Source organism: Enterobacter sp. Lyrl_3 (assembly GCF_051948675.1).
Lineage (GTDB): Bacteria > Pseudomonadota > Gammaproteobacteria > Enterobacterales > Enterobacteriaceae > Enterobacter > Enterobacter cloacae.
Genome location: NZ_JAYJLI010000006.1, coordinates 210,487 through 237,263, shown reverse-complemented (window position 1 = coordinate 237,263; position 26,777 = coordinate 210,487). Strand labels below are relative to the sequence as shown.

Sequence of the window (26,777 nt, the reverse complement as noted above, 5' to 3'; positions counted from 1 at the left end):
GCATAACGCGCGGGCAAACTGGCCGCTGTCGAATCCCTTCGCCACCTCAGACTTGAATACGCCGGGCAACACATAGAACAGCAGCGGATCATCCTCGTGACTACCCTTATTCCGGTAACCCGCCAGCTCACTTATTGGCAGGCTTTGCTCGTCATAGGGTAATGGGGCAAACCGTCGCATACCGAAGGTGCTGAGGAACTGCACCGCCTGCTCTATGATCTGCTCAATTTCTTTATTGCCAGTGCCGAACACGCCAATCCAGGCGTTATAGCTGTGCTGCAGCGCATCACGACAGGTCTGCTCATCCCAGCCGGTGATCACCCTGCCCAGCAACAGGGCAGCTTCCAGAATGGCAAACCGCGAGCCAACACGGTGAACCTGCTCACCATAATCAGCCGGGATCAGATTCCGCCAGCGCTCTTCTGCCGAACGTACCGCGGCAACGGCTTCATCGCGATGCTCAGCAAGCCAGCGGATCCATTCCCGCCCGGCGACACCATGATTATTCTGATACGCGTCCTTCAGGGCATCGGCATGCTGCTTTCCGTTTTCATAATCGTGGAACCGTACGGCCCTGCTCATCGGGATGTTCAGCAAGCGTACCAGCTGTCCGGCCTTGGCCTTTCGCCCGGCGCCGGCGACAAACGTTTCCATATCAACTTCGCCGGTACTGATGGCAACGGTACGCCAGCGCTTCAGCTCACGGTTCCCACCCTCTTTGGCCCCCTGCAGCTTCCCGGTGCCGTTGAACAGTGCATAGGCGGACTTCCACACCTCAACGGGATCAGCGCCCTGCCCGATTTCGTCCAGCGGCATTAGCGCATCATTGTGTGCCGCCGCCTCGTTCGCCAGCCCCAGCGCTGTTCCGTACCAGGTCAGGCGCAACATATCGGGGTTGCCATACAGGCTGGAAGCCACGTTTGCTGTTGTGGTTTTCCCGGCGCTTGACTGCTCGTAAAAGTGAATACCGAAACCGTCGGCACCAGTAAGACCAATAAGCGGTGCTGCCAGCGATGCCGCCATGGCTGTCATCATGGAATAGTTGCCGCTGGCAAGGCGCGCCACGCTGTTACGCCAGCTCTCAGTGTCCCCTTTCATGGTGTAGCCCGCTGCGGCAGAACTGCGTCCATTGAAGAGCACAGGGTGTTCAGGTTTTCCGATAATTTCACCATCCGGCATAATGTAGGCACCGCACTGCCAGCCAGTGGCATGAGCGATGCGCCACAGCTGCCCGCTGCCGCTCCTCTGCATCCAGTCGGCCAGGGTAGCCCGCAGGTTACTTTTTGTGGTGACGTTGACCCCGCCGCCCTTAAGGGTGCGCCAGCCCTCCCGCTCGCCAATATCTGCCTGCGGAATGGCGCGGATGACCGGCATTTCTTCCCCTTCTGGCTGCCAGCGCAGGATCAGATAACGGTCCTTGCCGTCTGAGCCGATGCTCATCACGTCCAGGGGGGAGCATAGCCAGCTCTCATTGAGAGTCACTCCACCGCTTTCCTTGTCCACTTTTGGTGTAACCCAGTACACCCCGTCATCGCGGCTCTCAATCCGGGGTTTCAGATCATCATCGGTCACAGACTGGTGTTTTTTCCCTTTGACAGGCAGAGAGACCACCACGCTATTCCCCTCCTCAGCATCTGCCTTTAGTGAAGGCAGTCGCGCCGTCCAGTCCTCCAGCATCTCCTGGCTTTCGGAATAAAAGCGAGCCTCCTGCACACCGGCCAGCGCAAGCTTCGTGGCGATAAGGCTGAGGTGCTTTTCGGATATTGCCCCGGCCCGGTAGACCCGGACATAGCGCCGATCGGCGTCAACGATGTTCAGATTATGCAGTTCATCGAGCTGCTTTTTACCGAGATAAACCGGAGGGATCGTGTCGCCGATTGTATTGTGGCGCTGCCAGTCCTCAGCGAAGGTCCATGCCTTTTCCCCGGCAAAGATAATTGCCTCGGTAAACGGATCTGGCGGCAGTTTGTTCAGGTTCGGTGCGTTCTTCATCATCTACCCCTCAGTGAGCCACTGGTGCTGCCGGAATGCCTTCCGTTTTGAGCGTTTCAATAAAGCTGTCGTGAAGAAGCGCCATACCTTTAAGCCCCTCTTCGGACATATCGATGCCTGTGACAGAACTGATGTCGATCATGCTCCGGTAAATTGCCATCGCCATTTCCGTCGCTTTATTCGCAGGGAACATTTCATATGCCAGTCCCTCAACATGGCTTGCCAGGGCGAAACGTTCCGACCACGGGTAAATGACAATGCCGCCCTGTTCACCGCTATAAATGGCGACGTCCTCCGGCTCTCCCTGCTCATTTTTCACTTCGACGGCACCGTGGGTATCAAACATTTCGCAAATATAAACAGCAGCCACAACCCAGCGCCAGAGCACAAGATTTTGTTCATCCGTCACGACCAGACACCCGGTGTGCATGCCATGCCAGATGGCGGCGACAAGACGCAACCCCTCCACTAAATCGTTGTCATACTCTCCGCTATCGAGTTTCTGAATATCAGTTTCCGGAACGACCGCATCGGCTCCGTTTTGCTGACTGTGGAAATAAAGAACAAAGTTTTTTTCTGCTTCCAGACGATTCATCAGGATATATTTATCTGTCTGGTTGTCGCAGCCCGAAAAATAATTACCATCTGTTTTACGCATGATAAATCTCCAGTCCAAAGTTATTATCTTTCGGGTTTTCCAGTGCGGAGGTCACCGCTTCTTTCATCACTTCATTCATAAACTCCACACCATCGGAGGTGAGGCGAGTGTTATCCTTGCTAAGCATCCCGGCATAGGTCTCCGCCAGCATCTTCACGCCTTTCTCCCGGCCGAACTTACGGAAACACTGGAGCTCCATGCTGTTGATAAGGCAGCTGGCAACAGCCCTCTCAGTAAGGTTATCCAGCGCCACTACCTGTTTTTTCACCATGAGATTAAGAACTGCGGAACCGCTGTTACGCAGGCGGCAATAATGGATAAAAGCATCAGCGATATGCTTTCGGTTTAATTCAAGAGAATTATTTGACTGGCTCATAATTATTGTTTTCCCTGCCATCAGGGCGAGCAATCCCCCGACCTGATGGCCGTTAATTTATGGATAAGCGTTAACTGATAATATAGAAACTATCTACCGGACTTTCGCCTGCGCTCACTAATATTAAAGTCTGCCTCATCAGCGTTAATTTTCAGCGCCTGTGCGATACCCGGTAAATACATCAGCATTTCACCCAGATTATGCAAATCCTCCCGCGCCATATCATCGGTGTAGTTTTTGTTATCGCAGGCCCAGAACACGATATTGCCGACAGACCCCAGTCCGGACATGATGCCCTCGTAAGCACCTTCGGAATGCATGCGGATCGCCGTCAGTGATTCATCATCCTCTTTACCCAAATCGCAGCGGGTAAGCAGTTGTTCGATATTACTCATACTTTCCCTCCTGCCAGCTTTTTAAGGTCAATACCGTAAACCTCCAGCCATGCGCCAGCAGGCCAGGACTTAACGCTGCCATAACGTTCATCCGGCACATCCCTGGCCTCAACACCATTGTCCCGACACCAGCGGCGTAATGGTGCGAATTTAAATGCTCCCTTCCGGCTGGTTGCCTTCTCAATTCTGGTGATGGTTGCATGTTTTTCGCTTTCGCCGAGCTGCTCTTCCAGATCCCGGCATCGACGGGTTGCGGCGCTGAGTTTTCCAAGAGCAGAGGCTTCGCGTTTCCGGCTGATTTGTGCTTTTGTTCGCTCAGCTTCATCAGCACGGGCTTTCTCTGCCAGGCGCCCCTGCTCTGACGCCATCGCAATCTGGAGGATTTCCATCGTGGACAGTTCACGCTGCACGGGGGCAGGCTGGTAACGCGCTTCCAGCTTGTCGACCAGGCCACGGCGTACCGCTTTTGACTCACGGGCAGCAACGCGGAGAGCCTGCTTATATCGCATCCCGATGACTTCCTGATCCGCGCCACCTTTTTTGCTATCCATGGGGGTTACGAAAGTTTCGTAAGCCTCCCCGGCAAGCTCATCTTTAATGCGGGCAACAAAATCATTATTACGAATCGGTTTCTGCCCGCACTCTTTGCGCGCTTCATTAACCATCACTAGCAGTTCCTGCGAGTCGATATAATCAGCACCCTTATCCAGGATACCGCCCGCCATCAGTTCAGTTTTATCAGCCATTGCACACCTCGTGTTCATTTTCAGTCTGATCGCCAAGATCCAAAGCGTTTGTTGATTCCTGCGTCAGATGGGCTGCAATATCGACAAGTGATATCACGTACATCTGCAAATTCTTTTCACCGGAACCGAGAATGCGGGTTGCACAATTCATCAGATCCAGCGACCGTTGAAGATTGAGCAACACATCGCCTTCTGTACGATAAATGTGTGGTTTATCCATTGTCGGCCTCCACTACTTCGCGAGCGATCTCCTCGATCAGGTCGATAAGCTCAAAACAAATTTGCTCTTCTCTTTCGCTGGAAACGAGGTAACCGGCAGCAGCAGCCAGCGCCTGAATTTTCCCCATAGCATTTATCGCGTCCAGAACCTTAACGTTGCGCATTGCATACCCCCTGTTCAGAGGTGACAGACCAGCCAGCCCGTTGAGCCATTTCCAGAAATGACGGCAGAGTTGCAATATGCTCACCATTCACCAGCGGGTAGTCACACACATGGCGACCTTCTGTAAGCTGAACAACAACGCGACCAGTGAAGTCAGGAGCTACATGCAGATTTACGTTCAGTACTGCGGTAAGTCCTTTCATCAGCATCTGTTTTGTAAACTCTTCGGCATCACCCTGCGTACCACAACCCAGACAGCAGAACGTCTGCGCCGAAGGATCAACCGTGAAAGACGGCGTTTTCTCGTTATGGAGCGGGCACAGACCGACGTAGTTTTTGCCCTGACGTTCAAGCTGAACGTGCTTACCGATGATTTTCAGGATGTCACTCATTCCCGGCCTCCTGCGCTTTTTTAGCGACCTCTTCAATCTGCGACATCAGGATCTCCGCCAGCTCAGTACGATCTGGGGTATCAGTAAGAAACTGAGCAGCACGAGCCAGTGCTTCAATTTCAATCAGTGCGTCATTTCTGGTGAGTTCAGCCATGCGCCACCTCCTGAACACCGGAGGTGCAGGTGTCGAAGCGTTGCTCGAAAAACAACGAAAAATGGTCACCGCCATCAAACAACTCAAGGCGGCAAGGTGCTTTGGTGAGGATTTGCGCGGCAAATACCAACTTCCAGCCAGGGAAAAGTGCACGCGCCAGTTCTTCGGTAGCTGCTCCAGCTCGCAGCACAACGGGGGTGGCGTTAGGTTTATCTAGCGGGGTGCCCAGAAACAGATATACAAATGCAGGGCGAGTTTGGGTATCATGTGAACATGCCATAATGTTACTCCGATTAACGTTGTGGTTAGAGGCTCCAGATGGACTGCAATCCGCTGGAGCTTCGCTATCATTGAGCGCTGCAACACTCAACTGGCACCCACTATAAACACAAAGTGGCACCCACAACAACTCTTTTTCAAAATTATTTTTTGTGTATACTGGCACCCACCAATAGAGATGGAGATCAGTAATGCCGCCAAACAACATCAATAACAAGTCACAAAAGATGAGCGCCCGCGTTCCACACGAAGTTGCACAAGCTGTTGAATCAGCTAAAGAGGAAGGCGAAAGTACAGCCCAGTTCATCGTTACTGCATTGGAAGGGGAGATCAAACGTCGAAAACGAAAGAAACCCAGCGTTGATTCGGCGGACTGACACATGGTAAAAGAACCCAATGGCTCTCCACCGGCAGAGGTAGAGAAAAAGCCAGAGCAAGTCCTGCCAAAGTCTGTACTGAAGCAACTCAGGCTGCGGCAGCGCAAAAAATCGAAGGAAAATCCTGACCAGTGATCGATCTGGTTTCCAAAGGCAACGTTCGCAGCGTTGCCTTTTTCTTTGTACGCACGGGGTGTACTGCCAGTAAAGTCGCTCATACTGATACCTCGCCTTTCCCGCCACCGATCAACTCGAATGGTATCTGACCAATTTCATTCACCAGTTTTTGTGCCTTAACCAGTTCCGGCAAATCATCCTGGCGCTTACGAAGACGGCGGCCGGCATCAGAAGAATCCTCATCTGAAGCCTTCCAGGCTGCTGCAACAATATTTCGCATCTGTTCAATCGTGTGATGAACATCCAGCTGAGGAACTGAATTGTCTTTTTCAATGAGATCAAGAGCCCACCTTCTGACCTCTTTGGCAACCTGAGTGTCAGCAAGGAACCCCAACAAATGGAGTCCACGTGGAGAGAAGACTCGCACCTTTTTTCTACGTAAGTTATTGTTTATCCCATTGGTCATCAATGTGATGACCTTTGACATCCCTTCGGTAAACTCATCTTTATTCCTGTTGTACAGGTTAGTAATGGCCTTGACCTGTGCATAGCCCAAAAGTCCTGCGGCCTGTTTTGCTGTGAACCAGATTTTTCCGTCGCCATTGTCAAACGGAATTACCACCTGGTCATGAAACTTCAGCTCGCGGCAATTAATATTCTGGCCGATTTCAGAGTGAGCGAGTCCCTGCCCGGAGAGGGCACTTAATTTATTCATGGTTATTTACCTGACGTTAATTAGTTTGATGACTGTCGCGACAACCAGATCTTAATCAGATGTGAATGCAACGACACGCAACAAATGCACATAGGGTGTTCTTTATCAGGCAACCTCCTTGCGCGATTCTTCGATGCGCTGGCTAATCCAGTCATCAACTTCACTTTCAACAAAGGCTATGGCACGGGAACCAATTTTGACAGACGAAGGGAATTTCCCCTGACTCATAAGGCGATAGAGCCAGGCTTTGCTGTAACCAGTGCGGCGCTGGACTTCGGAAAGACGAATAAATGATTGCGACATATTTACCTCGTAACGTCTATTGCGGTTTACGAGATAAATGATGGCATGAAAAACATGTTTTTTTTCATACCCTCAAGCATGATGGGTATTAAAGAATAAATTACCCTGAAGGTTTGGAGTGTTTTTTCAGTTTGAAGCTCAGTTACCCTGAGGGTTCCAACGAAAGTACCCTCAGGGGTAGAGCGACTAAGCTAAAATAACCCTGAGGGTAGGACTCTCACCCTCGTTTAATAGGGCAAGCGACTAGCTCAATAGATTCGGCTTGACGACTGGTGAATCCCATCCCCTCCAACTCTTGCTTGATGGAAGCTTGATTTGCACGTGTAGCTCTATCGTTTTCATGGTCATATTTTGACCACTCTTTATTTCTTATTTGTATGGCCAGATAAAGTGGATCGTCCTCTCTGTATTTTTTTATGAGAATTGGACGTTCGCTTTCAAGCTTACGAACTTGCCTTTTAAGCGAATCAATTTCCATGCGTAACATTTCAACATCAGCATCGCTCAAGGGTTTACTATCCGTAGTTTCTGGAATGCTTGGCGTTATTTTATCTAATGGAATAGACAAATCCATGCTCAGCTTTTCTGCTAATGCCTCTAAATCTGAGCGCCTAAAACCATAAACATCAAAATGTGGCGCTGACCAATGATCCGTGCTTCCCCAACCGGCCATCATTCTCTCCTTAATTCTTCGTCAAAATGGAATGTCATCGTCAAAATCCATCGGAGGTTGGCTCACAGCAGGCGGAGCCGTCTGGAGCGTAGGTTTCACTTCAGGCATATATCCTTCTTCACGTATAGCTTTGAGAAGAGATATTAAAGAAGGGTCGCCATCATAATGGTTGCCAGTATCTGTAGGCTCAATTGTTCCAGCTATGCCTTGTTTAACCCATTCGGGAAGATCACCATTGGACTCTTGGATATAAAGAAAATCTGCAATTTGGGTCTCGCTGACATGTGGTTGATGTAAATGAATACGCGTTACTAACTCTCTCAGACTAACAAACTCACTCTCGCGCGCTTTGAGCACTTCAGCGATGTCTAACATAACGTCACCTCGCGTCCCCTGATGTTGGTGGCTGTGCCAGCCCGCAGAGGTGAACGGGTTTTCGCAGATAAGCCTAGACATAGCCATTTTCTTTGGGGGAATTATCGTCTACTGAGGTATACATGTCTAGGGTAGCTGTATGCATAAACAGTCAATTGACAGCTATGATACAAAATCACGTTCGTGCAGTTGTTCCAAAATAGCAGAAAGTTGTTCCAGAGTTGTTCCAGATTAAAAGCATGCATATAAATAAAAACAATAAGTTATCTTTATAAACATACATATGGAACAACTGGAACAACTGGAACAACTACTTTTCATCACACATGAAGGCAACAGGTTAACACACCACTTTTCCAGCCAACTCATCCAGGTAGTCCGCATACCACTGGAGCATTTCGCGCCGCCCATCAAGGTACTGAGCATGGTTGTAAGTCCCGCGAATGGTATTCCGGTCAGCATGCGCCAGCTGCGTCTCAATCCATGCAGAATTGAAGCCTTTCTCGTGTAGCACAGTGCTCATTGTGTGCCTGAAACCATGCCCTGTAGCCTTCCCACCATAACCTATGCGCTTAATCACCTGGTTTATGCTGGCCTCACTCATTGGCTTGTGTGCATCGTTACGTCCAGGGAAGACATATTTCCCCCAACCGGTGATCGATTTCAGCTCTAAAAGAAGCGATTTAACCTGCATAGAAAGCGGTACAAGGTGCGGGCGACGCATCTTCATGCGTTCTTTTGGTATGAGCCACAAATCGGCCTTAAAATCGAATTCAGCCCATTCTGCGGCCCGTAACTCGATTGTTCTGACACTGGTATACATGAGCAGCAGTGTCGCCATGCGAGTCACTTTACTGCCACTATAGGCGTTTACTGCATGAATAAATGGACCAAGTTCAGTGGGGAGGAGGTGCGGGAAGTGATTTTGTTTCGGGGATTTAAGTGCACCAGCCAGATCAGTCACTGGGTTAACCTCTGCCCTGCCAGTAATAATCGCGTAGGTAAATATCTGCCGGCATGCCTGGCGGGTTTTCTTTAGCTTATCCAGTACACCCCGCTCTTCCATCTTTCGCAATACCGACAGCATGTCCATCGGTTTGATTTCAGTAATTGCTCTCTTGCCAATATACGGAAATATATCCTTGCGCAGATATTCGAGAATGTCGTCAGAATAACCAGAAGACCAGTTCGGTTTCTTATGTTCATGCCATTCAAGTGCAAGAGACTCAAAACTGTTATTTACCGCGAGTATTTTGGCTTGCTTCTCCGCCTGCTTAACCTCAGACGGATCTTCACCATTAGCAAGTAATCGCTTCGCTTCATTTCGCTTTTCTCTTGCCTCAGCGAGGGTTATATCCGGAAAGACGCCAATAGAAAGGAGCTTTTCTTTTCCTGCAAGGCGGTATTTCAGACGCCAGTATCGGGAACCATTCGGGTTAACTAGCAGGTACAGACCACCACCATCCGCCAGTTTATAGGGTTTGTCTTGAGGCTTAGCTGTGCTGATCTGGCGTGCCGTTAACTTCATTTGGGGGTATCTCGCTTCATTGAACCTATAGATACCCCCGAATGTACCCCCTTCTGAGCGTAGATTTCAATAGATGATACTAGACGTTGGGATAATAAAATTCAGCTGAACCGCCTGTAAACACTGGATTTTGTAGACTTTGAAAGATGTTGAGAGAGGTTTAAATGGCACGCCCTGTAGGATTCGAACCTACGACCTACGGCTTAGAAGGCCGTTGCTCTATCCAACTGAGCTAAGGGCGCACTGAGAAGAGTGAACTTCGCGGTGGTGAAACGCGAAGAATTATACGGTCAATGGCAGGTGAGTCAATGCCTTTTCCGTTTTCACCCCCGATTAGGGTTAGCTGATTGTAAATATGGCTGTTTTTTCAACATTCCCGGCTTTTCTTTCGTAGAATTTAGCGCTGCGAAAAGGCTTAGCTGCATTTAAGTAACGCCTGCTGTTTTCCTGAGCGTCAGCTCGTCACACTAGTGTGAGGTATCCCGGCCGCCTGGAGGCTGACAGACAACAGGACAATGGAGTGACAGCGCAAAACCTGATCGATACGTCCCCCAGCTTACAGCACCTCTCTCACGGTATCGCGGGCATCAAACTTGAGCCTATCATCGCCCTCTCCTCGCAGCGCCAGGTTGGGGTGGAAGTGTTGAGCGTTCTGTCAGCAAGAGAGCAAAGCGAAGCATTTTTCAACGATCGGTCTGCGGAGTGGTCACTTACGCTGCTTGAAGCGCAACTTGTCGCGCTAAAAAATACCCCGCACTGTCATAATCTTTACGTCAATCTGCCGATAACCGTATTAACGCAGCCGGACGCCTTTCAGCGGCTTCTCCGGCTGCCTGCCGCACCGCTGAATATAGAAATTGTCGACCCGGCACGCTTTCTGGCGCTGTCTGACACAAAACGGCAGGACGTTCACCAGCGCCTGCTGCAGCTCAGAAGACAAGGCCACGGTATCTGGCTGGATGATATTGATGAAGCGATCGTCCAACCGTTTTTGTCCTGCCGGCTGCCGTTAACCGGCATAAAAATCGACAAGGAAGCATTCTGGCGTTTACGCGCCACCCCTGCGCTCGGGCAACTGGTAACACGTTGCTTTCAGCTTGCCGACAACGTGCTTATTGAAGGTATTGAGACTGAAAAGGATCATAACCGGGCACGACAGGCAGGAGCAGGACTCGGCCAGGGGTACTACTGGCCGTCCTGGACATGGCCGGAGGAATAAAAAGCCATTTCCAGGAGGGAAGCCATGCGAATGACAGTGCGCCGTTACCGGCGGCGGCGTACAGGAAGTGATGCACTGGGATTTACGCACTCGCCTTTTGCTCCCCCCTTTTTCGACCGGCTCGAATTTTTGAGCCAGTCCATCCACCAACATCGCAAAACCGACGCGCCCTTTATTATTCTGGTCACGGAAGATCATTTCCTGCGCACCGGTTTTCTGAACGGCCAGTTTCCCCTGAGCAGCTGTAGCGACTACCCGACGCTGGACGAAGCTTTTCAGGCGTTGAATCAGTGGCCTGCAGCCCGTCTGGTGGTAGATATTGAAAGCCGCACCACGGCGCTTATGGAAAAGCTGGATCAGTTGAGAAGACACAGCCTGTATCCGCCCTTTCTCACGCCGTATCTGTTGGTCAGGGCGGATAATTACGACACCCGTCTGTTCTGTAAAGCGGCGGGGCCGTTTCATGTCCTTGAACGCCAGTCAACGGCGGCGGCACTCCAGCACAGCCTGATGGACATTAGCCCTCCACAGGGCTCCAGTAAAGAGTGGTTCTCTCGCGGCGAGTGGCCCATTTTACAGGAGCTGTCGCGGGGGAAGTCACTACGTCAGATCGCCCTGCTGCAGAATCGCCCCTACAGCCGCATTATCTATCGCCTGAGCTGCATTCTGGTGAAGCTCGGGCTTAGCCATCGCCAGGAACTGCTGCATCTTCTCAATAATCTCTCCGACTGCCCGTTTTACTCTTAACCTAACCCCTTATTTCCTAAAGATCTTTAGGAAGTTACTTACTGAAAATGTTAATTTTATGTTAACCGTTAACATAAATCTCGAAATTACAACTATTCCTAATTTCTGACTCTGAACCACGTGAAATATTAAAGAATAAGTAAAGCGCAGCACTTTCATCCATGCGTTAAGGGATTGATGGTTCCGTTAACAGGATGATAATGATGTAAAAACAAGCAATTTGGTTGCACGCCCCTGGCGCTTAAAGCGAAGGCCGCAGAAGATTTTGCTCTTCCGGCATAGTATTTTTCTGATATCGGGGAGAGGTATCAGGATGAGGATGAGACGCGCTATCTGTGCAAATTCACGCCATTTCAGCAGCAGGTGAGACGTTTTACTGCCCTGTCATTTCATTAACAACTTTGCAACATATAGTGGTATCTGTTATTTTTTGTTATTACATAAAGATGAAAAGATGCGGTAAATGGAATAACAGGACATTTCCGCTAAATTTAAAAAAATAGCCATTCAGATCCAGAAGATAATACAAATCAATAATCATGAATTAATCTGCAGGCTTTTCGGAGAAAACTTACACGGTATAATAAGACGCGTACCAATTATGAATAAGAAAAACCTTTTTGCCGCCACCAGCCAAATGAGATGACCGCGCTGAGGCAATGACATTACCACTACGTTAACAAGGATGCTTTCGCTCTTTCCAGGGAAATACCACCCTATAAGGATCTGCAAATTTATCCTTCCGGCATTTCGAGAGTTTGAACCAAACTCAGCATAACGCTTTTAACAATCTGAGGCATAAAAAATGAAACCGGCATCCGTTATCATTATGGACGAACATCCTATCGTCAGAATGTCGATAGAAGTCCTGCTACAGAAAAATAAAAATATCACAGTCAAACTGAAGTCTGGCGACAGCCATGAAGTTCTCGACTGTATCCGCAATCACGCCATCGATCTGGTGATCCTGGACATTGAACTTACGGGCACCGATGGCTTCGCTTTATTGAAAAGAATCAGAAACTTAAACAAAGACATCAAGGTCCTGTTCCTCTCTTCCAAATCGGAGTCCTTTTACGCAGGCCGTGCCATCCGCGCCGGGGCAAATGGGTTTGTCAGTAAACGAAAAGATTTAGGTGAGATCTACAACGCCGTGGAAATGATTCTGATGGGCTATTCTTTTTTCCCGTCGGAAACGTTGAACTTTATTAATCACCTGGGCTCCGGGAAAGGGATGGCATCCGATATGCCATTATCGAACCGTGAGGTCACCGTACTGCGGTATCTGGCGAATGGCTTATCGAATAAGGAAATTGCCGAACAGCTGCTATTAAGCAACAAAACCATTAGCGCGCACAAATCCAATATTTATTCCAAGCTCGGTGTGCAAAGCATTGTGGAATTAATTGATTACGCCAAGGCACACGAGCTGCTATAACCTGAATTCACTCCCTGCAGTTTATCTGAGTTGCAGGGAGTGCGGTCAGCGCTAATTATAATTAATCATAAATGTGGCATCCGCATCGGCGCGTCCGGGTCGGGGGTTATCCGCTGTGGCAATATAATTAGCATAGAAAGACAGCACGGCATTACCCTGCGCATCTACCGCTACCGGCTGGCTGGCCTGCTGTAACGCAAGACGCGTTTTATCCGCATCCCTGATCTCCACCGCGACGTTATTCGCCGTACTGGCGTCATTCAACGCCAGCAATCCGCTGTCGCTCCCGTCAGTTTTCCCGGAAAACGTAATTGATGCCGAGCCTGGCGGACAGCCGGTCAGCTTCAGCGTAAAGGGCATGGGCTGCGTGCGACTCCCCGTGGTGCTGAGCTGCTTCGTCGGCCAGGTGCCCAGCGTGACGGTCTTGTCGCTGTCGCTGCCCTCTGCCACGCAGGTAAAATCAACGATATTGCCGTACATCTGAATATTGATCTCGCCCAGCGCTGTGGCTGACCACGCGTTTGCCTGACACATCGTCAGGGCCAGCGCAGCGAAAGGCCATTTCCAGTTCCCCATCTCTTCCCCTTAATCGTAATCCACGCGCAGATAGCCGCGAGAGGTGAACCGGCCTTCTGCTGGCTTATTCCCCGTAATGCTCACCGGCCAGACCCGGATCCCCACCTGCGCCTGCGCGCTGTCATCCAGACGGAACGGAATTTTGCTGTTCAGGTTGTTAGGCGTCAGAGGCGTACCGCTATCGTTCGCCACGACAAACCCTAAATCCGGGTTATCGGAAACCAGCGCATTGCCCGAGATTTTTTCCGCCTCGATGCGCATCGTCAGATACGCATTGGCCTCCACATTGGTGCACTTAATGGCAATGGTTTTGCTTTGTGGTGAGACGTTCTGAGGACGATTGCCGGCCCCCGCCTGGCTGAACAACGACGCGCCAATATCACCAAAATCAAACTCCACCACCTGCCCGGCGTTAATCGCACAGCTTTGTGGTACCTGAATGGTGCCGCTGTAGCTGATGGTATAGACCGGCGTATTCAGCGGATCGGATGACGTGGTGGTGACATAGACGGTGAACATGGTCTGCTGGGGGATCACCACCATGTTGATAAACCGCCGTGTGACCCGCAGACGAAAGACCAGCTTCGAATCGGTGACAGGAAACGCTTTGTTGTTCGGAACGTTAGGGTGCTGCCCCATCTGAATGTAGTCTGACGGTGGATAGAAGGTGCCCGCGTAGTCATCGTGGATCTGCATTGCACCATCAAGGTAGTCATTCAGCTTCACATACTTATAGCCATCAATTACCGTCGTTATCGGCAGGCTGGTGACATAACTACGCATCGTGGACTTTCCGGTTGTTCCTTTAGGGCAAATGGCGTTCACGCCCACCAGCCCGGATTTTTGCGCAAGGGTCACAATCTGCCCCGGTTTGTTATTGGAACTGTTAAAGACGTTTGAAAGATCGTATGAGATATCCTTCGGCACGCCCGTGGCGTTCTGGCAAACCGTCGCCCAAGCGGGCATCGTGCTGCAGAGCAGCGCTAAGCTAAACACATTGCGTAAACTGCGCATCTTTGGGTTCCTGTTAACGGTCACAGCTTGCCCCCGCCATGGTAATGGCCTGGTTTTGGCTTTCAGGCGATAAACGATAGTGCGCACGACACTGGGACTGCATCCCATTGCCCCACTGAATAAGCAACTCCCCTTCCAGCGGCAGCCCGCTCAGGTAAATCTGCCCGTCATCGCCCACCATACTGGTGACCCCGCTCTGGGTTTCACGGACCACGGCACCAAACGGCACAGGCTGGTTGCCGCGGGTCACGGTCAGCAGGGCACGCACGCCGATACGGGTATCGAAGCTGGCGCGCACCAGCGCACCTTTGGTCGGTACTACGCTGCTGACGTTATTTTCGATGTCGGTGTTGTTACTCATGGAGTTGGTATCCAGCGCCACGCGGTTATAGCGGTAGACGGTGGCATACGGCATGACCGCGTAGCCTCGCCAGTCGGTTTTCACCCCGGTCTGGTTTTCCACGCTGACGCCCGAGGCTCCCGGCGCTTTGATCAGGACGTTAGTGTCGCCCAGCGGCTGGCTGAAGGTGACGCCGTCGGCATGGCCCACCACCCCACCGGAGAGCTGCCAGTTGAGATCGTGCTGATCGCGCGCGTAGTTGTAGCCCACCCCCAGCGTGCCGTAGGTCGCCTGCCAGTTTGCGCTGGCGCTACCGCTTGAGCCGTTGGTGCTGGTGTGCCCCTGCGTAACGCTGTAGTTCAGGTTGCGATCTTCCAGCAGGGTGCCGCTGACCCCGGTTTGCCAGCTGGTATCACCGTCGCTGTTGCGGCTGGCTGAGGCCGTGGCGTAAGCGCGATCGATGGCGCTGTCCCGGCGATACCCCTGACGGGTAAAGAGGCTGAACGGCACCGAGACGTTAAAGGACGCGATCCGGTCCGTGCCCTCTATCCCGACGGACTTGTTCCACGACCATGACAGGGAGTAGTTGATCCCTTTTACACCTCCGGCATAGCCGAGCTGATACCAGAGGTTCGACTGGCTGGTGCCCCAGTAGGTCTGCTCGCTGCCGGAGACATAGACTGAGCCGTAATCACCCAGCGACTGAGAGATGTTGAGCTGGAAGCGCCCTTTTTTGTTCCACGTCAGGTTGTGATAGCTCTGCACGTCCGGCACGCCGTCATCATCCTTGCTGTCGGCATATTGATAGCCTTCCATCGAACGCCAGGCCACATCATCCAGGGTGTAAAACCCTTTCGTGGAGTAGCGATAGCCCAGCAGCTGGAAGTTAGTGCCGAATCCGTTGAGTGATTTTGCATACAGGAAACGCAGGGACTGGCCCTCATGGCGGCTGTCGTCCGCCAGCTGGCTGCGGGCATGGGTGATATCGACCGACACCGCCCCCCAGTCACCGAGGTTTTTCCCGGCGCCAATGGCCACCGCGGTATAGCGCGACGCCAGCTGCGTACCGCCGTAGAGCGTGTAACCATTGGCCAGACCGGTAATCAGCGTGCCCTGGGTGAAGAACGGCGTGTCCTGATCGCTGTTACCGCTGCGGTAATCCCCGGCCACGAGGTCATACTTCCAGCGACCTTCACGCTGCAACAGCGGCACGGTGGAGTACGGCACTGTATAGCGTTGCTGACTGCCGTCCTTCTCTTCTACGGTCACTTCCAGATCGCCGCTTGAAGAGGTAGGGTTCAGATCGGTAATGGCAAACGCGCCAGGCTGGACATAGCTCTGGTAGATAACATAGCCGTTCTGGCGAACAACCACTTTGGCCGGGGTACGGGCGATACCGCGCACGGTTGGCGCGTAGCCCTGCAGGCTGTCCGGGTACATGCTGTCGGACGAGAAAAGCCGCCCGCCGCGGAAACCGACGCTGTCAAAGACATCATTGCCGGTATTGCTGTCGCCCAGCACCAGCTCGCTTTTGAGCGGAATGACGGTGCGCTGCGCCCAGGTGCCAATGTTTTGCCAGTTACTGTGCCGCTGGCCGTTGTTTTGCGTATAACGCCAGGCCCCGTTATTGCGTAAACGCCAGGCGCCATAGTTCAGCCCGCTCTGCAGGTTCAGATAGTAGCTGTCATCCTCGCTTCCCCGGTTGCCGGTAAAGCTGTAGTTCAACAACGCGGCGGGGATCCCTTCATCCCACTGTTCAGGCGGAATATAGCCACGGGCGCTGTTCTGCATCGCCACCTGCGGCAGGCTGATATTCAGACGCTGCGAGGCGAAGTTAAATGCGACCAGGCTGCCGGGGATCGCTGTCGCCAGCGGGACACAGGTGTCGTCCTGCACCTTTACCAGCTCGGGAAACGCGGCGAGGTTAACGCCAAACCGTTCCAGCATTTTACGTGTGATGCACGGCGCCAGTCCGCCCGCCACCGGTGGCGTATCGTCGGCCTGCTCAAAGCGCACGTCCTGGGTCGCGATAAACTCATCGTTACGCCAGATATCCACGCGATACACGCCGGGTGCCTGCTGGTGACCTTGTTCAAAACGCGATAAATCCGCCACGCTGGCGGTATCGTCGGACAAAAAGGCCGGGTTAAAGTAGCTTTCGCTCCAGCCCGACTGCGGCCAGAGCGTTGCCATCAGCGCCAGTGCAACCGGGCAGTAACGCCATTGATGATTATTCATCGCCCTGACTCTGCTCACAGGTTGACGCTACGCGCCGGAGTAATGGCACCGTAGTCATTGACGCTCTGCCAGGAGAGCGTACCGCCCGCACCAGCCGGCAGCGCCTGCTGTGCCGAATTTTTTGGCGCAATCATGATGTTATCCAGCGTCTGTCCGCCCAGCTTCAGATTGACCAGCGTGATGTAATACGGTGAGGCGTTGCTGATCTTCAGATGCGAGCCAACGCGCTCAAAGCGCAGCTGAGAGAGCGCCTCTTCCGGCTGCATTGCCAGATTATTCGGGCGCACAAACAGCTTGATACGCGACAGGATGGCCAGTTGCAGCACGTTGTTGTTTTCGGTTTTGGCTTTGTTCACTGACGGGATCGCTTTCACGTTCATGTAAAACAGCGATTCACGATCGGCAGGCAACGCAGGCCCGGCGTAAATAATGCGCAGCGTGTTTTCGCTGTCCGGCTCGCTGACAAACAGCGGTGGCGTGACGGCAAAAGTTTTTTCTTTTTGCCCGTTTGCGTTTTCGATCCACGCGTTAATTAAATAGCGTTCTTGCTTGTTACTGTTGGTGATCGCCAGTGAAGTTTGTTTAGCATCTGCCGGATAAATAACGCGCGTGGCTCCAAGTGCAATACCGCCGGACGCATTCGCGCTTGCAGAAACCATCATTAAAATAAACGATAAAATCAGTCCTGGTTTAATTAGGGTATTCATCAAAACCGTACCTTTAATAATGTGTTCGCAGGTGTTATGGATAAATCAACGTAAACCAGACATCCGACTGAATATTGCCTGGCACAAGGTGTTCGGAAATAGCCCGATATCGGGCGCTAAAATGAAACGCAAGCTCGCGGGTATCAATGGGCAGCCAGCTGACCGCGGTGGCGTTGGGGATTATCTGACGCTGCTGTTCGTCAAAGAGTGCCAGCCCCACCCCGCTGCTGATGGGTGTTTCACCGGGGCGCGATGTCGCCAGAAAAACCTGCGGGTCTTCCGCGGGCGTGATGCCCTGAAACTGGATCCCGACGGTGCGTGAGACATCCACGCTGCAATCCAGCAGCCGCACGGTAAAAGGCACATTTACGGTGGAAAAACTGCCCACCCCGGAAAACGAGTTGGTCCGGTATTGTCCCATATCGATGCGCATATTCTGGCTGTCTGGCGCCACGGCGCAGCCACCGTTCACCAGTTCACCCCGGAGGTGTACTTTGCCGCCGTCAATCACCACCGTATGGGCGAATGCCTGGGAAGCCATCGCAAGGGTTAACAGCAGTAGTGTTCCTGTCCTTGTCATCCTTCGTTCCTGGCCTGAGCGTATGACGGGCCTCATCCCTGAGGCCAAAACATCCCTGTACGGAGGAATTATTCGTATTTCATAACGAAAGTGGCGTCAGCGTTTGCCTGGCCTGGTTCAGTGGTCGCAGCAGTGGCTTTATAACGCGCGCTGAAGTTCAGGGTGTTGGTGCCCTGGATCAGGTTCTGCGCAGCAGAGAAGGTGGCACCGTCTGGCGTCAGAACGCTGGATTTGCTGTCGAGGATCTCGATACCTACACCTTTCGCGGTGTTGTCGTTGCTACCGGAAGTCACTGCCAGCAGGGTTTTGTCAGTGGCGTCGATCTGACCGGTGAACGCCACAGCAGCCGTTTTCGCCACCAGCGGATCGCAATCGTTCAGTTCGATGGTGAATGGAATGTTGGTGGTGGTATCACCCACTTTGGTGAATTTCGCGGTACGGTACTGACCGAGATTAACAGTCTGCTCGGAAGAATCGGTATTTACTGAACATGCAGCATTAACCAGTTCACCTTTAAAATGCACGGTACCGCCATTTACGGAAACTGGCGTAACCGGATCGGCAGCGTGAGCGGCACCCGCGACCAGGGCCAGTGAAGCAATAACAGTAGAAGCAATGTTGCTGAGTTTCATGTCTATTCCTTTAAAATGTAAATAACCCTTCCCGCGAATTTTCGGGAATAAGAAATACGTTCAATTGAAAAAATTGAAAGCTTATTTCGGAGGAGACAAAGTAGCTCAGGAAACTATTTTTAAATATGTCAAAACGCTGCCATTTTACCAGGTCACATCCTAATCCTGCCTAAGAAATTGACCATCACCCGAGAAGGGTCTTTACGCCCGCCGGAGGAAAACTCGCAAAGGGTGACTGACAGCGGCGCTCGCTTCTGACAAAATACAGGCCATCCCCCCTTTCAAACGTTACAGACGGAATCTTCTCTCTGATGGCAGCAAAGATTATTGACGGTAAAACGATTGCGCAGCAGGTGCGCTCTGAGGTCGCAGAAAAAGTGAAGGCGCGTAAAGCGGCTGGTTTTCGCGCACCAGGGCTTGCCGTTGTGCTGGTTGGTAGCAACCCGGCATCGCAGATTTATGTCGGCAGCAAACGCAAAGCGTGTGAAGAGGTGGGGTTCGTCTCCCGCTCTTACGATTTGCCAGAAACCACCACCGAAGCAGAACTGCTGGAACTTATTGACACCCTGAATGCCGATAAAGAGATCGACGGTATTCTGGTCCAGCTGCCGCTGCCGGCAGGCATCGACAACGTGAAGGTACTGGAGCGTATCGCGCCGGATAAAGATGTGGACGGTTTCCACCCGTATAACGTTGGCCGTCTGTGCCAGCGCGCGCCTCGCCTGCGTCCCTGCACCCCGCGCGGCATCGTGACGCTGCTGGAGCGTTATAACATCGACACCTACGGTCTGAACGCCGTAGTGATTGGCGCCTCCAACATCGTGGGCCGTCCGATGAGCATGGAGCTGCTGCTGGCCGGTTGCACCACCACCGTGACCCACCGCTTCACCAAAAACCTGCGTCATCACGTCGAGAATGCCGATCTGCTGATCGTCGCGGTCGGTAAGCCGGGCTTCATTCCCGGGGAATGGATTAAGGAAGGGGCGATTGTCGTGGACGTCGGGATTAACCGTCTGGAAAACGGCAAAGTGGTTGGCGACGTGGTTTACGAAGACGCCGCAGCGCGTGCCTCTTACATTACCCCGGTACCGGGCGGCGTAGGCCCGATGACCGTAGCAACCCTGATTCAGAATACCTTGCAGGCATGCGAGGAGTATCACGACGTAGAGGACGCGTAACATGGCGACATTTTCATTAGGTAAACATTCACACGTTGAGCTGTGCGATCTGCTGAAGCTGGAAGGCTGGAGCGAGAGCGGTGCGCAGGCCAAGATTGCCATTGCCGACGGGCTGGTTTTCGTCGACGGCGTGGTAGAAACGCGTAAGCGCTGCAAGATTGTTGCCGGTCAGACCGTCAGCTTTGAAGGTCAGAGCGTGACCGTTACGGCCTGAGCCGTCTGATGCCCTCACCCTAACCCTCTCCCGGTCGGGAGAGGGGATAAAAAAATCCCCCCACACCCATCAAGGTTAATTATCGATCAACTTCAAATAATCACTATTTCATCTGTTGAAAAGTGAAAATTGTGTTGCGCGTTTTTCACGCTTTGCCCACGATAAGTAGAACGTTCTACTAAAACGTTCTACTTACAATAACAGCGCCAAAAAAAGCGCTTCTCGGGGGAAATCAGCATGAGTCTGATATCAGGGTTTGTTAAATCGCTGTCTAAGTTATCGATGATTGGTCGCGCCTTAATGCTGCCAATTTCACTGCTTCCCGCTGCGGGCCTGCTGCTGGCCTTTGGCGATAAGTTTCACCTGCCGCTGATGATGAACGCGGGTGGGGTTATCTTTGATAACCTGCCCATGCTGTTTGCCATTGGCTCCGCCGTGGGTCTGGCATCGGAATCCGGCATTGCCGCACTGTCTGCCGCCGTCTCGGTGTTTGTTACCAATATCACCATCAGTACCGTGCTGAGCATTACGCCGGAAATGGCCTCTCAGGGCGGTAAATACGCTATGGTGGTCGGCATCCCGACGCTGCAGATGGGCGTCTTTGGCGGGCTTATCTGCGGTATTCTGGCGGCGTGGTGCTATAACCGTTTCCACACCATGCAGCTGCCGGAGTTCCTTGGCTTCTTCTCCGGCAAACGCTTTGTGGCGATTGCCACGGCGTTTCTCTCGTTCCTGCTCGGTCTGCTGCTGCCCTACGTCTGGCAACACATTCAGGCAGGCATCGACGCGCTCTCCGTGGTGGTGAACGGCGATAATCAGGCCGCCTCAACCTTTATCTTCGGTCTGGTCGAACGCGCCCTCATCCCGCTCGGTCTGCACCATATCTGGTATCCCTCTTTCTGGTATTCATTTGGTGATTACACCACTCAGGCGGGCCAGGTGATCCACGGCGACCAGACCATCTGGTTCAAGATGCTGGAAGAAGGTGTGAAATCCTTCAGCAGCGACACCTACCAGAACGCCGGTAAGTTCATGCAGGGTGAATTCCCGCTGATGCTGTTTGCCCTGCCTGCGGCGTGTCTGGCGATGTATCATGAAGCGCATACCAAAAATAAAAAAATCGCGGCCGGTATTCTGTTCTCTGCGGCACTCACCTGCTTCCTGACGGGGATCACCGAGCCGGTGGAGTTCACTTTCATCTTCGTCGCGCCGATCCTCTACGTCTTTAACGCCATTATGGCGGGCCTGGCGTACATGACCATGTATCTGCTGCACGCCCATATCGCCAAGTCGTTCTCGGCAGGCTTTATCGATTATCTGTCATTCGGGATCCTGCCGTCATTCAACGGCTATCAGACCAATTTCCTCAATGCCATTATCATTGGTATTCCGATGGGCCTGATTTATTACTTCACCTTCCGTTTCGTGATCCGTCGCTTTGACGTGAAAACGCCGGGCCGTACCGAAGTGACCGCCAGCGCGGATGATAAATCCGATTCTGAACTCGCCACCGAAATCATTACCCTGCTGGGCGGTGCGCACAACATCGACTCCGTTGGCTCCTGTATTACCCGTCTGCGCCTGGAAGTGGCAAAAAGTGATGCGGTGGATAAAGATGGCCTGAACGGACTCGGTGCACGCGGCGTGGTCTTCGTGGGTGATAACGGAATTCAGGTGATTTTCGGTGCCAGAGCACAGTTTATCGCCCAGACCATGTCCACCATGATTGGCAAATAATAAGATGCCGGAACGACACGTCTCCTGTAGGCTGAGAGACGTGTCGTATCTGGCTGATAATCGGTAAATTTCAGGGAGCGGTTTTGAAGAAAGTCAGCATCATTGATGTCGCAAAGCACGCGGGGGTGTCGGTCTCTACCGTATCGCTGGTGCTGCGCCAGAAAGGGAAAATCTCCGAAGCAACGATCGAGAAGGTCAATGCCGCCATCACGACGCTGGGCTATGTTCATAACGTTGCCGCTGCTAACCTTCGCGCCAACACCTCCAACCTGATCGGCCTGATCCTGCGTGATTTCAGCGACAGTTTTTCCATCAAAGTCATGGCGAGTATCGTCCAGGAGCTGGAGAAGCAGGGCTATATGGTTTTTCTCGGCCAGCCGCTGAACGATCGGGAGCATTTAGAGCGCACCCTGCTCTCCTTTAAGCAACAGGGCGTGGCGGGCGTGATCTATCTCGCGTCGGATACGCGCTCCCCAACCCTGCCGGAGCAGATCCGCCAGTGTCCGCTGCCGCTGGTGGTGGTCTCGCAGTCTCTGCTGGATGAAAAATGCAACCTGGTGATGCGCGATAACCGCCAGGCGGCAAACCTGGCCGCGCGCTATCTTATCGAGCGCGGGCACCGCAACATCGCCTACATTGGCGGACGGGAAGGCTGCCTTATTCGCGAACAACGCCTGCTTGGATTTCGCAGCGCAATGACCCAGAACGGGCTGGTGTGGCGCGATGAAAGCTCCCCGGCCTGCAGCGATGACACGCAAGCCGCCGCAATGGCGACCCGCCAGCTGCTTGAAAAAAACAACACCATCACCGCCCTGCTCTGCCATTCACCGGATGCGATGATCGGCTGCATTAGCGGCATTCATCAGGTGGGCCGCACCGTGGGAAAAGATGTATTTCTGACGCAGCAGGTCGCGCTGGTGGGCTTTGAAGATATGCTGCACGTCAACCTGACCTCGCCGTCGTTTACCTATGTCTCCTCCGCCAGTGACGAGACAGGCCGCCAGGCGGCGGGTCTTATCATCCGTAAGCTGAAAGAGCCAGAGCTGCAGACGCAGCGCATTACCCTCTCCGGCCAGCTTATCGCGCGGGAATCGGCGTAAAAATCGGAATTTAGCACAGGTCAGTTTCAGCGAAATCGCTGCTATATTCCCATGATTTGTCACGGAAAATTACGATGCCTACCGTTATCACTCACGCTGCTGTTCCGCTTTGCCTGGGCTTAGGCCTGGGAACCCGGGTTATTCCTCCCCGCCTGCTTTTCGCCGGTGTCGTGCTCGCGATGCTGCCCGATGCCGACGTGCTGGCGTTTAAGTTCGGCGTTGCTTACGGCAATGTTTTCGGCCATCGCGGCTTTACCCATTCACTGCTGTTTGCCTTCGTGGTGCCGATACTCTGCGTACTGGTCGGGCGACGATGGTTCAGGGCAAGTTTGACGCACTGCTGGCTGTTTTTAACCGTGTCGCTGCTGTCGCACAGCCTGCTCGATTCCGTCACCACCGGCGGCAAGGGCGTCGGCTGGCTGTGGCCGTGGTCAGATGAACGGTTCTTTGCGCCGTGGCAGGTGATTAAGGTCGCCCCGTTTGCCCTGTCGCGCTATACCACGCCGTACGGGCATCAGGTGATTATCTCTGAACTGCTGTGGGTGTGGCTGCCGGGAGTGGTGCTGATGGGGTTGTTGTGGTGGCGAAAGCGTGCACGCTGATGCCCTCACCCCGGCCCTCTCCCACAGGGAGAGGGAGAACACCTAACAATCCCCTCTCCCTGTGGGAGAGAGGGTTAGGGTGAGGGGAAAATTACTTACGGCGCCAGGTGGTCCCCTGTGGGCCATCTTCCAGGATGATCCCCATCTCGGTCAGGCGATTGCGCGCCGCATCCGCTGCCGCCCAGTCTTTCGCCTGACGGGCTTCGAGACGCGCGTTAATCAGCGCTTCAATCTCTGCCACTTCACCGTCATCTGCCTGCGCACCGCTCTGCAGGAAGGCATCCGGCTCCTGTTCCAGCAGGCCAAGCACGGAAGAGAGTTTACGCAGGTGAGAAGCCAGCGCATTCGCCGCGGCCATATCTTCTGACTTCAGGCGGTTGACTTCACGCGCCATATCGAACAGCACCGAGTAGGCTTCCGGGGTGTTGAAATCATCGTTCATCACCTCAACAAAGCGGGCCTCAAACGCCTCGCCGCCCGCGGCCTCCACGGACTTGTCGGTACCGCGCAACGCAGTGTACAGACGCTCCAGCGCAGAGCGTGCCTGTTTCAGGTTCTCTTCACTGTAGTTCAGCTGGCTGCGGTAGTGGCCTGACATCAGGAAGTAACGCACGGTTTCCGCATCGTAATACTTCAGCACGTCACGCACGGTGAAGAAGTTGCCCAGCGATTTAGACATCTTCTCGCGGTCAACCATCACCATCCCGGAGTGCATCCAGTAGTTCACATACTCGCCGCCGTGCGCACAGGTGGACTGCGCGATTTCGTTTTCGTGGTGCGGGAACATGAGGTCTGAACCGCCGCCGTGAATGTCAAAATGTTTGCCCAGCTGTTTGCAGTTCATCGCCGAGCACTCAATGTGCCAGCCCGGACGCCCTTCTCCCCATGGAGATGGCCAGCTTGGTTCGCCCTCTTTGGACATCTTCCACAGCACGAAGTCCATTGGGTTACGCTTCACGTCAACCACGTCAACGCGGGCGCCAGCCTGCAGTTGGTCAAGATCCTGACGGGAAAGCGAGCCGTAGGTAGGATCGGTTGGCACTGAGAACATCACGTCGCCATTGTCCGCAACGTATGCGTGGCCGCGTTCAATCAGCTTTTCCGTGATCTCGATAATTTCGTGAATATGGTGGGTCGCACGCGGCTCGCTGTCCGGGCGCAAAATGTTTAACGCGTCAAAATCCTTGTGCATCTCAACGATCATACGATCCACCAGCGCGACAAAGCTTTCGCCATTTTCATTAGCGCGCTTGATGATTTTGTCGTCAATATCGGTGATGTTACGCACGTACTTCAGGTTATACCCGAGGAAACGCAGGTAACGCGACACAACATCGAATGCGACAAAGGTACGGCCATGGCCGATATGACAGAGATCGTAAACCGTAATACCACACACGTACATGCCGACTTCCCCGGCATGGATAGGTTTAAATTCCTCTTTCTGGCGCGTCATTGTATTAAAAATTTTTAACATCGAAGATTCCATGTAAACACGTGTGTGGACGAAAACCGGGTATTCTACCCGTAATTCAAACCCGAAGCAGCACACAATGCAAGGTGATCGCATCCTGTGGTTATGCTATAACAGGCCCCTATATCTGACCCGAACGCGGGTCGACGTACCACAATAACGGAACAGGATGCAAAAATGGTTACTTTCCACACTAATCATGGCGATATCGTAATCAAAACCTTTGATGACAAAGCGCCTGAAACAGTTAAAAACTTCCTGGACTACTGCCGCGAAGGTTTCTACAACAACACCATTTTCCACCGTGTGATCAACGGCTTTATGATCCAGGGCGGCGGTTTTGAACCGGGTATGAAGCAGAAAGAAACAAAAGAAGCGATCAAAAACGAAGCCAATAACGGCCTGAAAAACACCCGCGGCACGCTGGCGATGGCGCGTACTCAGGCACCTCACTCTGCCACCGCGCAGTTCTTCATCAACGTGGCTGACAACGACTTCCTGAACTTCTCCGGCGAAAGCCTGCAGGGTTGGGGCTACTGCGTATTCGCAGAAGTGGTTGAAGGCATGGACGTGGTCGACACGATCAAAGCCGTTTCCACCGGCCGCAGCGGCATGCATCAGGACGTTCCAAAAGAAGACGTTGTGATTACCAGCGTGACCGTCAGCGAGTAATTCGTGGCGACACTCTTTATTGCAGATTTGCACCTGCAAACAGAAGAACCGGCGATCACCGCCGGTTTTCTGCGTTTTTTAGCGGGTGAAGCCAGACACGCCGACGCGCTTTACATCCTTGGCGACCTGTTTGAAGCCTGGATCGGCGACGACGACCCCAACCCGCTGCACCGTGAAATGGCTGCCGCCATTCACGCGCTGGTCACCTCCGGCGTTCCCTGCTACTTCATTCACGGCAACCGCGATTTTCTGGTCGGCCCTCGCTACGCCCGCGAAAGCGGCATGACGCTGCTGCCAGAAGAACAGGTGCTTGACCTCTATGGTCGAAAAGTCCTGATCATGCACGGTGACACGCTTTGTACGGACGATACCGGCTATCAGGCGTTTCGCGCGAAGGTCCACACCCCGTGGATCCAAAAGGTGTTCCTTGCCCTGCCGCTGTTTATCCGGAACCGTATCGCCGCCAGAATGCGCGCGGGCAGTAAAGCCGCCAACAGCAGTAAGTCGATGACCATCATGGACGTCAACCCGCAGGCAGTGGTCAACGTGATGGAGAAACACCACGTCCAGTGGTTGATCCACGGTCATACCCACCGTCCCGACGTGCATACGTTGGTCGCCAACGGCGAACCGGCTCACCGTGTGGTACTGGGCGCGTGGCACAGCGAAGGATCGATGGTGAAAGTCACGCCTGAAGGTGTGGAACTGATCGCTTTCCCGTTTTAATCTCTCCCGCAAAACTCATTCTATTTTTTTGAACGATATCGGCAAATTGTTTCGATTTTAATCAGCCCGTGGTCGGCCTATCATTTATCACATCAGGGCAACACGCCCTATCCCAAACAAA

At 52.9% G+C, this 26,777-nt stretch carries 33 protein-coding genes and 1 tRNA gene; 11 read left to right on the top strand and 23 right to left on the bottom strand.

Features of this window, described 5'->3' with window-relative positions; all coding sequences use genetic code 11:
* The 10 genes from VF709_RS14195 to VF709_RS14150 form a co-directional block, all read right to left on the bottom strand.
* A partial coding sequence (locus VF709_RS14195; RefSeq protein WP_440231807.1) for a DUF927 domain-containing protein occupies positions 1–1,992 on the bottom strand: 1,992 nt, incomplete at its 3' end.
* A 10-nt stretch (positions 1,993–2,002) separates the two neighbouring features.
* Positions 2,003–2,650 carry a hypothetical protein gene (locus VF709_RS14190; RefSeq protein WP_440231805.1) on the bottom strand — a complete coding sequence of 216 codons (648 nt, stop codon included), beginning with the start codon at positions 2,648–2,650 and terminating at the stop codon, positions 2,003–2,005.
* The gene (locus VF709_RS14185; protein WP_440231803.1) at positions 2,643–3,059 is read right to left on the bottom strand and encodes a hypothetical protein; all 417 of its coding nucleotides are present in this window, start codon (positions 3,057–3,059) and stop codon (positions 2,643–2,645) included. The genes VF709_RS14190 and VF709_RS14185 overlap by 8 nt, the downstream gene beginning before the upstream one ends.
* 56 nt (positions 3,060–3,115) lie before the next feature.
* Positions 3,116–3,421 (bottom strand): hypothetical protein, encoded by a 306-nt coding sequence (locus tag VF709_RS14180; RefSeq protein ID WP_440231801.1) that lies wholly within the window; start codon positions 3,419–3,421, stop codon positions 3,116–3,118.
* The gene (locus tag VF709_RS14175; protein WP_440231800.1) at positions 3,418–4,167 is read right to left on the bottom strand and encodes a hypothetical protein; all 750 of its coding nucleotides are present in this window, start codon (positions 4,165–4,167) and stop codon (positions 3,418–3,420) included. The genes VF709_RS14180 and VF709_RS14175 overlap by 4 nt, the downstream gene beginning before the upstream one ends.
* Complete coding sequence (locus VF709_RS14170; protein WP_440231797.1) at positions 4,160–4,387, bottom strand: hypothetical protein; 228 nt, start codon at positions 4,385–4,387, stop codon at positions 4,160–4,162. Before VF709_RS14170 ends, VF709_RS14175 begins: the two co-directional genes overlap by 8 nt.
* Positions 4,380–4,550, bottom strand: a complete 171-nt coding sequence (locus VF709_RS14165) for a hypothetical protein (RefSeq protein WP_440231796.1) — start codon at positions 4,548–4,550, stop codon at positions 4,380–4,382. Before VF709_RS14165 ends, VF709_RS14170 begins: the two co-directional genes overlap by 8 nt.
* Complete coding sequence (locus VF709_RS14160; RefSeq protein ID WP_440231795.1) at positions 4,537–4,941, bottom strand: CHC2 zinc finger domain-containing protein; 405 nt, start codon at positions 4,939–4,941, stop codon at positions 4,537–4,539. The genes VF709_RS14165 and VF709_RS14160 overlap by 14 nt, the downstream gene beginning before the upstream one ends.
* Positions 4,934–5,095 (bottom strand): hypothetical protein, encoded by a 162-nt coding sequence (locus VF709_RS14155; protein ID WP_440231794.1) that lies wholly within the window; start codon positions 5,093–5,095, stop codon positions 4,934–4,936. The genes VF709_RS14160 and VF709_RS14155 overlap by 8 nt, the downstream gene beginning before the upstream one ends.
* Positions 5,088–5,375, bottom strand: a complete 288-nt coding sequence (locus VF709_RS14150) for a host cell division inhibitor Icd-like protein (protein WP_440231792.1) — start codon at positions 5,373–5,375, stop codon at positions 5,088–5,090. Before VF709_RS14150 ends, VF709_RS14155 begins: the two co-directional genes overlap by 8 nt.
* A gap of 190 nt (positions 5,376–5,565) precedes the next feature.
* On the opposite strand from VF709_RS14150, the gene VF709_RS14145 reads away from it, so the two are divergent.
* On the top strand, positions 5,566–5,751 hold the full coding sequence (locus VF709_RS14145) for a YlcI/YnfO family protein (protein WP_440231789.1): 186 nt from the start codon (positions 5,566–5,568) through the stop codon (positions 5,749–5,751).
* A 214-nt stretch (positions 5,752–5,965) separates the two neighbouring features.
* Here the strand turns inward: VF709_RS14145 and VF709_RS14140 are convergent, their stop codons facing one another.
* The 6 genes from VF709_RS14140 to VF709_RS14115 form a co-directional block, all read right to left on the bottom strand.
* Positions 5,966–6,583, bottom strand: a complete 618-nt coding sequence (locus VF709_RS14140) for a BRO-N domain-containing protein (protein WP_440231788.1) — start codon at positions 6,581–6,583, stop codon at positions 5,966–5,968.
* 105 nt (positions 6,584–6,688) lie between these two features.
* Positions 6,689–6,886: a helix-turn-helix transcriptional regulator gene (locus VF709_RS14135; protein WP_440231787.1), complete on the bottom strand. Its 198-nt coding sequence runs from the start codon at positions 6,884–6,886 to the stop codon at positions 6,689–6,691.
* 217 nt (positions 6,887–7,103) lie between these two features.
* Positions 7,104–7,562, bottom strand: coding sequence for a hypothetical protein (locus tag VF709_RS14130; RefSeq protein ID WP_440231785.1), 459 nt, complete (start codon positions 7,560–7,562; stop codon positions 7,104–7,106).
* An 18-nt stretch (positions 7,563–7,580) separates the two neighbouring features.
* The gene (locus VF709_RS14125; protein ID WP_440231783.1) at positions 7,581–7,934 is read right to left on the bottom strand and encodes a hypothetical protein; all 354 of its coding nucleotides are present in this window, start codon (positions 7,932–7,934) and stop codon (positions 7,581–7,583) included.
* A gap of 340 nt (positions 7,935–8,274) precedes the next feature.
* Positions 8,275–9,462 carry a tyrosine-type recombinase/integrase gene (locus tag VF709_RS14120; protein ID WP_440231782.1) on the bottom strand — a complete coding sequence of 396 codons (1,188 nt, stop codon included), beginning with the start codon at positions 9,460–9,462 and terminating at the stop codon, positions 8,275–8,277.
* A gap of 165 nt (positions 9,463–9,627) precedes the next feature.
* Positions 9,628–9,704: transfer RNA gene (locus VF709_RS14115), tRNA-Arg, on the bottom strand.
* Positions 9,705–9,982: 278 nt separating this feature from the next.
* Here VF709_RS14115 and VF709_RS14110 point away from each other — a divergent pair.
* From VF709_RS14110 to fimZ, 3 genes are all read left to right on the top strand, one after another.
* Positions 9,983–10,681 (top strand): EAL domain-containing protein, encoded by a 699-nt coding sequence (locus tag VF709_RS14110; protein WP_038418832.1) that lies wholly within the window; start codon positions 9,983–9,985, stop codon positions 10,679–10,681.
* 24 nt (positions 10,682–10,705) lie between these two features.
* Positions 10,706–11,428: a helix-turn-helix transcriptional regulator gene (locus VF709_RS14105; protein ID WP_023622262.1), complete on the top strand. Its 723-nt coding sequence runs from the start codon at positions 10,706–10,708 to the stop codon at positions 11,426–11,428.
* An 805-nt stretch (positions 11,429–12,233) separates the two neighbouring features.
* Positions 12,234–12,866, top strand: a complete 633-nt coding sequence (fimZ, locus tag VF709_RS14100) for a fimbria biosynthesis transcriptional regulator FimZ (RefSeq protein ID WP_013095936.1) — start codon at positions 12,234–12,236, stop codon at positions 12,864–12,866.
* A 51-nt stretch (positions 12,867–12,917) separates the two neighbouring features.
* Here fimZ and sfmF read toward each other — a convergent pair whose 3' ends face one another.
* The 6 genes from sfmF to fimA all read right to left on the bottom strand — a co-directional run bounded on the left by sfmF (position 12,918) and on the right by fimA (position 18,953).
* Positions 12,918–13,442, bottom strand: coding sequence for a fimbria assembly protein (sfmF, locus tag VF709_RS14095; protein WP_013095935.1), 525 nt, complete (start codon positions 13,440–13,442; stop codon positions 12,918–12,920).
* Positions 13,443–13,451: 9 nt separating this feature from the next.
* Positions 13,452–14,456: a type 1 fimbria D-mannose specific adhesin FimH gene (gene fimH / locus VF709_RS14090; protein ID WP_020685033.1), complete on the bottom strand. Its 1,005-nt coding sequence runs from the start codon at positions 14,454–14,456 to the stop codon at positions 13,452–13,454.
* 13 nt (positions 14,457–14,469) lie between these two features.
* Positions 14,470–17,034 (bottom strand): fimbrial biogenesis usher protein, encoded by a 2,565-nt coding sequence (locus VF709_RS14085; protein WP_013095933.1) that lies wholly within the window; start codon positions 17,032–17,034, stop codon positions 14,470–14,472.
* Between the two features lie 14 nt (positions 17,035–17,048).
* On the bottom strand, positions 17,049–17,741 hold the full coding sequence (gene fimC / locus VF709_RS14080; protein ID WP_013095932.1) for a type 1 fimbria chaperone FimC: 693 nt from the start codon (positions 17,739–17,741) through the stop codon (positions 17,049–17,051).
* A gap of 34 nt (positions 17,742–17,775) precedes the next feature.
* Entirely contained in the window at positions 17,776–18,321 is a 546-nt protein-coding gene (gene fimI, locus VF709_RS14075) for a type 1 fimbrial protein subunit FimI (RefSeq protein ID WP_013095931.1), read from the bottom strand.
* A gap of 68 nt (positions 18,322–18,389) precedes the next feature.
* Positions 18,390–18,953 carry a type 1 fimbrial major subunit FimA gene (gene fimA, locus VF709_RS14070; protein WP_013095930.1) on the bottom strand — a complete coding sequence of 188 codons (564 nt, stop codon included), beginning with the start codon at positions 18,951–18,953 and terminating at the stop codon, positions 18,390–18,392.
* Positions 18,954–19,264: 311 nt separating this feature from the next.
* On the opposite strand from fimA, the gene folD reads away from it, so the two are divergent.
* From folD to VF709_RS14045, 5 genes are all read left to right on the top strand, one after another.
* Complete coding sequence (gene folD / locus VF709_RS14065; RefSeq protein WP_013095929.1) at positions 19,265–20,131, top strand: bifunctional methylenetetrahydrofolate dehydrogenase/methenyltetrahydrofolate cyclohydrolase FolD; 867 nt, start codon at positions 19,265–19,267, stop codon at positions 20,129–20,131.
* A gap of 1 nt (position 20,132) precedes the next feature.
* Positions 20,133–20,345 carry a ribosome-associated protein YbcJ gene (ybcJ, locus tag VF709_RS14060; RefSeq protein ID WP_149896830.1) on the top strand — a complete coding sequence of 71 codons (213 nt, stop codon included), beginning with the start codon at positions 20,133–20,135 and terminating at the stop codon, positions 20,343–20,345.
* Positions 20,346–20,582: 237 nt separating this feature from the next.
* Complete coding sequence (locus VF709_RS14055; protein WP_014830936.1) at positions 20,583–22,082, top strand: PTS transporter subunit EIIC; 1,500 nt, start codon at positions 20,583–20,585, stop codon at positions 22,080–22,082.
* Between the two features lie 83 nt (positions 22,083–22,165).
* Positions 22,166–23,182: a Mal regulon transcriptional regulator MalI gene (gene malI / locus VF709_RS14050; protein ID WP_058681159.1), complete on the top strand. Its 1,017-nt coding sequence runs from the start codon at positions 22,166–22,168 to the stop codon at positions 23,180–23,182.
* A 74-nt stretch (positions 23,183–23,256) separates the two neighbouring features.
* Positions 23,257–23,784: a metal-dependent hydrolase gene (locus VF709_RS14045; protein ID WP_038418829.1), complete on the top strand. Its 528-nt coding sequence runs from the start codon at positions 23,257–23,259 to the stop codon at positions 23,782–23,784.
* 91 nt (positions 23,785–23,875) lie between these two features.
* On the opposite strand, the gene cysS is transcribed toward VF709_RS14045, so the two are convergent.
* Positions 23,876–25,261, bottom strand: coding sequence for a cysteine--tRNA ligase (cysS, locus tag VF709_RS14040; RefSeq protein WP_020685027.1), 1,386 nt, complete (start codon positions 25,259–25,261; stop codon positions 23,876–23,878).
* 174 nt (positions 25,262–25,435) lie between these two features.
* Here cysS and ppiB point away from each other — a divergent pair, with 174 nt between their 5' ends.
* Together ppiB and lpxH are read left to right on the top strand one after the other, a co-directional pair.
* Positions 25,436–25,930, top strand: a complete 495-nt coding sequence (ppiB, locus tag VF709_RS14035) for a peptidylprolyl isomerase B (protein ID WP_149896829.1) — start codon at positions 25,436–25,438, stop codon at positions 25,928–25,930.
* A gap of 3 nt (positions 25,931–25,933) precedes the next feature.
* Positions 25,934–26,656: a UDP-2,3-diacylglucosamine diphosphatase gene (gene lpxH, locus VF709_RS14030; RefSeq protein WP_029882625.1), complete on the top strand. Its 723-nt coding sequence runs from the start codon at positions 25,934–25,936 to the stop codon at positions 26,654–26,656.
* Positions 26,657–26,777 lie beyond the last annotated feature (121 nt).

Excerpts from the sequence above, each read along its gene's own strand:
- VF709_RS14190 (WP_440231805.1), bottom strand. The coding sequence starts at position 2,650 with ATGCGTAAAACAGATGGTAATTATTTTTCGGGCTGCGACAACCAGACA.
- VF709_RS14180 (WP_440231801.1), bottom strand. The coding sequence starts at position 3,421 with ATGAGTAATATCGAACAACTGCTTACCCGCTGCGATTTGGGTAAAGAG.
- VF709_RS14175 (WP_440231800.1), bottom strand. The coding sequence starts at position 4,167 with ATGGCTGATAAAACTGAACTGATGGCGGGCGGTATCCTGGATAAGGGT.
- VF709_RS14170 (WP_440231797.1), bottom strand. The coding sequence starts at position 4,387 with ATGGATAAACCACACATTTATCGTACAGAAGGCGATGTGTTGCTCAAT.
- VF709_RS14165 (WP_440231796.1), bottom strand. The coding sequence starts at position 4,550 with ATGCGCAACGTTAAGGTTCTGGACGCGATAAATGCTATGGGGAAAATT.
- VF709_RS14160 (WP_440231795.1), bottom strand. The coding sequence starts at position 4,941 with ATGAGTGACATCCTGAAAATCATCGGTAAGCACGTTCAGCTTGAACGT.
- VF709_RS14155 (WP_440231794.1), bottom strand. The coding sequence starts at position 5,095 with ATGGCTGAACTCACCAGAAATGACGCACTGATTGAAATTGAAGCACTG.
- VF709_RS14150 (WP_440231792.1), bottom strand. The coding sequence starts at position 5,375 with ATGGCATGTTCACATGATACCCAAACTCGCCCTGCATTTGTATATCTG.
- VF709_RS14145 (WP_440231789.1), top strand. The coding sequence starts at position 5,566 with ATGCCGCCAAACAACATCAATAACAAGTCACAAAAGATGAGCGCCCGC.
- VF709_RS14140 (WP_440231788.1), bottom strand. The coding sequence starts at position 6,583 with ATGAATAAATTAAGTGCCCTCTCCGGGCAGGGACTCGCTCACTCTGAA.
- VF709_RS14135 (WP_440231787.1), bottom strand. The coding sequence starts at position 6,886 with ATGTCGCAATCATTTATTCGTCTTTCCGAAGTCCAGCGCCGCACTGGT.
- VF709_RS14130 (WP_440231785.1), bottom strand. The coding sequence starts at position 7,562 with ATGATGGCCGGTTGGGGAAGCACGGATCATTGGTCAGCGCCACATTTT.
- VF709_RS14125 (WP_440231783.1), bottom strand. The coding sequence starts at position 7,934 with ATGTTAGACATCGCTGAAGTGCTCAAAGCGCGCGAGAGTGAGTTTGTT.
- VF709_RS14120 (WP_440231782.1), bottom strand. The coding sequence starts at position 9,462 with ATGAAGTTAACGGCACGCCAGATCAGCACAGCTAAGCCTCAAGACAAA.
- VF709_RS14105 (WP_023622262.1), top strand. The coding sequence starts at position 10,706 with ATGCGAATGACAGTGCGCCGTTACCGGCGGCGGCGTACAGGAAGTGAT.
- fimZ (WP_013095936.1), top strand. The coding sequence starts at position 12,234 with ATGAAACCGGCATCCGTTATCATTATGGACGAACATCCTATCGTCAGA.
- sfmF (WP_013095935.1), bottom strand. The coding sequence starts at position 13,442 with ATGGGGAACTGGAAATGGCCTTTCGCTGCGCTGGCCCTGACGATGTGT.
- fimH (WP_020685033.1), bottom strand. The coding sequence starts at position 14,456 with ATGCGCAGTTTACGCAATGTGTTTAGCTTAGCGCTGCTCTGCAGCACG.
- VF709_RS14085 (WP_013095933.1), bottom strand. The coding sequence starts at position 17,034 with ATGAATAATCATCAATGGCGTTACTGCCCGGTTGCACTGGCGCTGATG.
- fimC (WP_013095932.1), bottom strand. The coding sequence starts at position 17,741 with ATGAATACCCTAATTAAACCAGGACTGATTTTATCGTTTATTTTAATG.
- fimI (WP_013095931.1), bottom strand. The coding sequence starts at position 18,321 with ATGACAAGGACAGGAACACTACTGCTGTTAACCCTTGCGATGGCTTCC.
- fimA (WP_013095930.1), bottom strand. The coding sequence starts at position 18,953 with ATGAAACTCAGCAACATTGCTTCTACTGTTATTGCTTCACTGGCCCTG.
- folD (WP_013095929.1), top strand. The coding sequence starts at position 19,265 with ATGGCAGCAAAGATTATTGACGGTAAAACGATTGCGCAGCAGGTGCGC.
- ybcJ (WP_149896830.1), top strand. The coding sequence starts at position 20,133 with ATGGCGACATTTTCATTAGGTAAACATTCACACGTTGAGCTGTGCGAT.
- VF709_RS14055 (WP_014830936.1), top strand. The coding sequence starts at position 20,583 with ATGAGTCTGATATCAGGGTTTGTTAAATCGCTGTCTAAGTTATCGATG.
- VF709_RS14045 (WP_038418829.1), top strand. The coding sequence starts at position 23,257 with ATGCCTACCGTTATCACTCACGCTGCTGTTCCGCTTTGCCTGGGCTTA.
- cysS (WP_020685027.1), bottom strand. The coding sequence starts at position 25,261 with ATGTTAAAAATTTTTAATACAATGACGCGCCAGAAAGAGGAATTTAAA.
- ppiB (WP_149896829.1), top strand. The coding sequence starts at position 25,436 with ATGGTTACTTTCCACACTAATCATGGCGATATCGTAATCAAAACCTTT.